Below are 6,211 nucleotides of genomic sequence, written 5' to 3'. Positions count from 1 at the left end.
TCTGTTTGTCCCATAAGCTCACCAACAAAGTTTGATTTATTAGTTATTACAAGTTTATTCTCCTGTATAACACCAAGTCCATATAATATTGATGAAAGTGATTGTGCCACAGTTGTTTTTCCTGTACCAGGATTTCCAAGGAACACATAGTTTTTATTTAAACTTGAAACTTTAAGCCCAAGTTCTTTTCTTTTAACTAAGAATTTCATATTCTTAACTAGATTTTCCATTTCATCTTTAACACTCTGAAGGCCTATCATTGAATTTAATGTATCTTGTCCACTCACTGCCTCTGAATCTATCTCACCTTGAGTAACCTGTATATCACTTGTTGTGAAATGATTATTTTTAAAATCTCTAATGCTTTCAATCTCAGCATTATAAGCTGACAATATAGCTTCTTTTGTCATAATACTAGCCTCTGGTTCTTTTATTCCATTATCACTATCTATGTAATTAATTTTATTAAATCTATAAATACTATTTATATCCTCTACTTTAGATACTGTATATTTATCAAAAGTTCCAAACTTCTTTCCATTATCCCACTCACCAATTTCAAGAACTGAAACATCTAAATCAAATATAACTTCTGAACACACTCCATGTTTTATATTCTTTGATATATTACCTTTCTCTAAAGCTGAATCATCTCCATCTTTTTTATAAATTAAATATTTACCATCAAGTTTTGAATCTTTAACATCTGATATTATTTGAATATATTTTTCTTTATCTGTTCTTGATAACTTAAGCTTAACTACTTCACCAATTTTATTAAACTTTAATTTTAAACGTTCTCTAAATTCACTATCTTTATCTACGCTTCTCTCTTCAATATAGTTAAAACTACTTAAAATACCACTACTTGCTTCAAAAGTAAGTTTCTTCTTTGAACCATATTTTATATAACTCTCACCATCTAAAATAGCATTATTACATACTAGCTTAAAATCTAAATACATTTGTGAATCAATAGCTCTAGCTTCAGTAATCCTAACCATATTCTCATCTATGTAATCACTTAATATATCTTTATTTAAGAATTGTAAATTTACACTTAGCAAATCATTAACTGATACTTTCTCTCTCTGAATCTCTGCTAAAGTCATTGATTTATTTATATTTTTTAGAATTCTTGGAAGTTTTGCTTGTCCTTTACCTTCTACTAAATATAAATTATTTTCTCTATAACTAAAGTTAACCTTACTACTATAAAGATTAAAACTATATCTTATATCACTTCTATCATATTCTTTAATATCAACCATTACATTTCTATTTCCAAGATTATTATTATCATATATATAAGCCTTCACGAAATTATTATCACTATATCTTTCATATAATCTTACAACTTCATTTCTATTATCATAATAAATTATATAAATTCCATCTGGAATTTCACAAAAATCATCTGTTGCAAAATCAAATGAAAAACTATTATTTATCCCATCAATAATTAAAGTTTCATTTTCAAGTCTTGGAACTATCACACCATCTAAATTTTCTTTTTTAAATAGTAAAATTTCATTTCCTTCTATACTTTTACTATCAAAAATCAATTTATATTCTTCCCCAAAAACATTTATATTATTTTCTTTTATCATAAGCTTATTATCTATTAAACTTTTTAATTCCATATTTACATCTCCATTTTCAATCATTAATCAATAATAATTATTTGTTAATAATAATTTAACATAAAATCATTAAGTTTTCAATAGGATAATAAAAAAACTGTTGATAATTATAAATTATCAACAGTCATGCAAACTAATAAACTTGCTTTAATAGTCTTTTCATTACATCATTAAGTTTTAATTCTCCAATTCTTTCTGGGCAACTTGCCACAACAAGTTTAACAACTTTTTCAAGTTCATAAATTGTATATGCTCTAACATCCATAAAAGCATAATCTGGCATTAAATCAGCAAGTGCTTCTCCAAGCTCATCAGCTGCATTTAAATATGTATCAAATAAATCATCCTCTGACATTTCACTTGTATCAATATTGCTATCATCTAAAGCTTTCTTTAAAACCTCAAGACTTATCTCTAACTCAAAAGCTACCACATCTTCTCTTTTTGTAGCATTACTTAGATCTGTTACAACCTTAAAGCTAGTATTTTTTTCTATATTTCCTCTTAATTCATCTGTGTCTATTACTTCTCTAATAAAATTAACGTACATTTTATTCCTCCTAATAATCCGAGTTCCATATCATTTTAAAACTTATATAATAATATGTCTACTATTATATATAGAAAATATAGCTTATATATTTTTTACTCAGAAATTTTTTTAAATGATTCACTAAATTTCTATTCTTTTTTAACAGAAATAAATGTTAAAATATATAATATGGATATATTCTAAATATTGGAGGTATTTTATGAGTGATACTTTAAACAACTCAAATTCTGATAATGACACAACTTCTAATTTAAATAAAGAAGTTATTTCATTACAATCACTTAGGGATTTAAAAGCTAGAATTGAATCTAATGGTATAAATATAACAATCCAAAATGAAATAGATATGCTAACTTTAACAAGTTACGATAATATAGAGCTTCAAAAACTGAAAACTGAAATTTTAAATATATACAATTCTCTTGAAAAAAATGCTAGAACCTTTCTTAGTTTTACTTATTCAAATATTTCTGAAAAGCAAAAAGCTGAATATGAATATAGAGAAATTATAAAAATAAAAGATTTAGCACAAAATCCTACTAATAATCTTGAAACAAGAAAAAATATATTAAATAGAATAAATACAATGTCCTATTCTGTTAAAAATATAGGCTCAACTCTTTATGATATTGATATAGCTTGTAAAACTTATAATGGGCAAATCTATAAATCACTTAATGATGTATCAAGTGCTATGCATGAGGGAACTTTGCTTGATGAATTTATAAAAATTGATGAAATCCTAAATGAAACTAGAGAAGTTTCTGCAATTATGAATATAAAAAATAAATTTAAAAATATAAAAAGCCATAATTACTCTAATGTAAATATAAAAAAGAGAATTTCTAGTATCTCATTTAAGTTATCTGAAATAGAAAGAGAACTTAAGCACTATGATGGAAAACACTATACATCTCTTGAGCTTGTTAAAGAAGCACAAGATGAAATGTATTATATAGAATCAGAAGCTTTTAAATTTGACTTACTTTCAAAAGATGGACTTCAATTTTTCTTAGAACTTATGAGCCTTAGAGAATTTAAAAGTGAATCTGGAAAAGAAACTATAGAAAAATATAGATATGAATTTTTAATGCTTGAAGATAAAGAAGATGAAAAAGTTATTAAACAAGATAAAGTAAGTATTAAAAAGAGGAAGAAGATTAAATTTAAAATTGCTGCTATAACTCAAGTTGCTACACTTGGCTTCCTTTTATATAGTCCATTTACTATTAACTCTATATTTAAATTAGAACTTGGACTTTTTCCACCTGCATTACTTATATTTATAGTTTCACTTCCTATATGTAGTGGTTATATGATTTACTATAAAATATCTAATGGTGTAGATTCTATTAAAAATAAATACTTCTCAAAGAAAAATAAAAATGAAGATTAACTGCTAAAAGGGATAAACTTAACACTAAGTTTATCCCTTTACTTACTAAGTAAATCTAATTAAAATCATTTATAACGGATTTATCTTTTAAATTAAGCTTTCTATTAACTTCTTTAAAAACTTTATTCCCTCTATATGCTGCATACCCAGCACTCACAAATAAAATAGTAGCTATCAAAACCCCTGTTGCACCACCAATAGCTTTCCATAAAGTTATCCCTGCTACAACAAAGCTTACAACCGTTCTAAGATATGATAAATAAGTTCTTTCATTCGCAAGTGATGTTCTATCAAGTGCTAAATGATCTCTAAGTATCATATCTTCACCAAATTTTTCATAAGAATTATATCCTTCTTTTCTCAATTTAATACCCTCCTTAAATTCTCCTTTGTACCTTAAATAAAAGTCCCCACTTTATCTAAATTCTTTAGTTATATATTAAAATGTTATCTCATAAATTATTCCAAGTCAATAATTCCCATTAAATTTATTTTAACGTTTTCATTTTATGTAAATTAATATACTTTTTCATAGTTTTATAACTAAAAAAGCAGCTTAGTTATAAAACTAAACTGCTTGTACATTATTGATATATTTTAAGCGCTGTACTTTTTCTTTTTGTCTTTGTAAGCACTACTGAAACCTTATCTACTATCACTATTAATAATCCAAGTCCTATAAATGCTGGTATTAATAAGTGGATTAAGTTTTGAACTAAACCACCAACTGTTAATACATTCATATTTAAGAATGGATATGGATAGACATGTATTATCTCTCCAATTCCTATTGCATAGAATAAGTATAATATTGGTGCTATAATCCACATCCAAACATACTTAAATTTAAATATTCCTTTTTTAGCAAATAAGAAATAATCAAGTAAAAATGCAAGTGGTGAGAATCCATGTAATGTATACTCTTCTAATTTTACTCTTCCATGTGCATGCCATGCAGCATTTAATACTAGGAAGAATACAAGTCCTGCAACCCATATGTATAAAAGAATTGCCCCTCTTACTGAATCTTTATTTAAGAACTTTATTTTCTTTTTGAAAAATACCTTATTAAAATACCAAATCATAACTGATATGTTACTAAGCTCTGTAAAGTATGATATGTACCCTAAGCATCTGCCCCATATAGTTGGGATTAATGTTGCTGTTAATTGATCATATAATGATAATGCAAGTGCTGCAAAAATTATTAAACCAACTATAGCTCTATACGAATTTTTAATTTTATTCATTTAACTAAACTCTCCTCTATATTCATCCTTTGTTAACAATGCATTCATATAGAATAAAGTACTTTCATTTGATTGTCAAACAAAACAGGGAATATTTGTTATTTCTCCCCTTTATTATTTTATCAAATTCATAATTATTACTATTTTTTATTTTAGTAATTTATTTAATTATTACTATTTTCTTCATCTTTTTTCATCATATTATCAATATTATAGTGAATTTAATAGTAAAATGTTTAAACTTAATCTATATCTATATTAGTTCACAAATATAGACATCTGCATTTTTATTAAAAAAATATTATAATTTAGAGTACATTTTTTTATTTTTTTGATATATATTATTAATATTTGATTTTATTTTCAATAAATTTTGTAATGTCAAATTAACTTAAATTTGCTTAGTTCTGATAACTAAGCCTGCAATTATAAAATAATTAACTATAAAAGGAGATTTTAAGGCTATGAAAAAGAAAAAAATATTAACTACCTTAGCTGTAATCAGTACCGTTGTAGGTAGTTCTGCTGCTCATCATAGTACTCCCACTTATTCTAATGGAAATAAAGTTGGTAAAAATAATAATATAGAAGATATTACACTTCTTGCATCACAAAATAAAATTGGAATTGTAGCTAACACTAGTTTTCTACATTTTAGAAGCGGTCCAACAACTAATGATGCTATAATAAAAACTTTAAACTCTAATCAAAAAATGATTATACTTGGAACCTCTGGTGATTGGTATAAGGTTAATATAAATGGAACTATTGGTTATGTTTATTCTTCATATGTAGATATTCAAAATCAAACTGTAAGTTCTAATGATAACGTGGCTACTACCCTTGGTAGTGGACAACTTATTAATACTACATTCCTTCACCTTAGAGATTCTAATTCTATATATTCAGATATTATTGAAACATTGAATACTAGTAGTAATATTAAAGTTTTAGCTAAAGATGGAAATTGGTTTAAAGTTCAAGTTGGAAATTCAATAGGATATGTTTATTCTTATTACATAAAACTTTCACCTACTACTAATATAGTAGCCCCTCCAACAACTCATTCAAATAATACTTCTCAAATAAAAAGTACAAGTAATTCTACTTTTTTAGGTACAGGACACCTTATTAATACTACTTTTTTACATTTTAGAACTGAAGCTAATTTAGAATGTAATATAATATCAACATTAAATACTAGTAGTAATATTAAGGTTATTAAAAGACTTGGTTCTTGGTTTGAAGTAGAAGTTAATGGACAAACTGGTTATGTTTATAGCTACTATGTTAGTGTGTCTACACCTAAGGTAAAAACTACTCCAATTACTCCAAAGCCTAAAACTCCAAGTGTAACTACTAAAGGTAT

5 protein-coding genes and 1 pseudogene are annotated in these 6,211 nt (G+C 25.5%); 2 read left to right on the top strand and 4 right to left on the bottom strand.

The genetic code is table 11. From position 1 onward, the window contains the following. Window positions 1–1,643 (bottom strand): annotated as a pseudogene (locus Q0V15_RS10930) (hypothetical protein); the annotation flags it as partial. Window positions 1,644–1,776: 133 nt separating this feature from the next. Continuing rightward, complete coding sequence (locus tag Q0V15_RS10925) at window positions 1,777–2,193, bottom strand: hypothetical protein (protein WP_297438922.1); 417 nt, start codon at window positions 2,191–2,193, stop codon at window positions 1,777–1,779. A 202-nt stretch (window positions 2,194–2,395) separates the two neighbouring features. On the opposite strand from Q0V15_RS10925, the gene Q0V15_RS10920 reads away from it, so the two are divergent. Beyond that, window positions 2,396–3,592, top strand: a complete 1,197-nt coding sequence (locus tag Q0V15_RS10920) for a hypothetical protein (RefSeq protein ID WP_297438920.1) — start codon at window positions 2,396–2,398, stop codon at window positions 3,590–3,592. 55 nt (window positions 3,593–3,647) lie between these two features. Here the strand turns inward: Q0V15_RS10920 and Q0V15_RS10915 are convergent, their stop codons facing one another. Beyond that, window positions 3,648–3,956 carry a DUF202 domain-containing protein gene (locus Q0V15_RS10915; RefSeq protein WP_297438918.1) on the bottom strand — a complete coding sequence of 103 codons (309 nt, stop codon included), beginning with the start codon at window positions 3,954–3,956 and terminating at the stop codon, window positions 3,648–3,650. Between the two features lie 220 nt (window positions 3,957–4,176). Continuing rightward, window positions 4,177–4,842 (bottom strand): Pr6Pr family membrane protein, encoded by a 666-nt coding sequence (locus tag Q0V15_RS10910; protein WP_297438916.1) that lies wholly within the window; start codon window positions 4,840–4,842, stop codon window positions 4,177–4,179. A gap of 464 nt (window positions 4,843–5,306) precedes the next feature. On the opposite strand from Q0V15_RS10910, the gene Q0V15_RS10905 reads away from it, so the two are divergent. Beyond that, window positions 5,307–6,211: SH3 domain-containing protein (locus tag Q0V15_RS10905; RefSeq protein ID WP_297438914.1), on the top strand; the 905-nt coding region annotated here is incomplete at its 3' end.

It is taken from the genome of uncultured Clostridium sp., assembly GCF_947036855.1.
Classification (GTDB): domain Bacteria; phylum Bacillota; class Clostridia; order Clostridiales; family Clostridiaceae; genus Sarcina.
Note: the sequence above shows the minus strand (reverse complement) of the source record. Positions and strands in the feature narration are given on the sequence as shown.

Coding starts and splice junctions, on each gene's coding strand:
- Q0V15_RS10910 (WP_297438916.1), bottom strand. CDS start 4,842: ATGAATAAAATTAAAAATTCGTATAGAGCTATAGTTGGTTTAATAATT.
- Q0V15_RS10920 (WP_297438920.1), top strand. CDS start 2,396: ATGAGTGATACTTTAAACAACTCAAATTCTGATAATGACACAACTTCT.
- Q0V15_RS10925 (WP_297438922.1), bottom strand. CDS start 2,193: ATGTACGTTAATTTTATTAGAGAAGTAATAGACACAGATGAATTAAGA.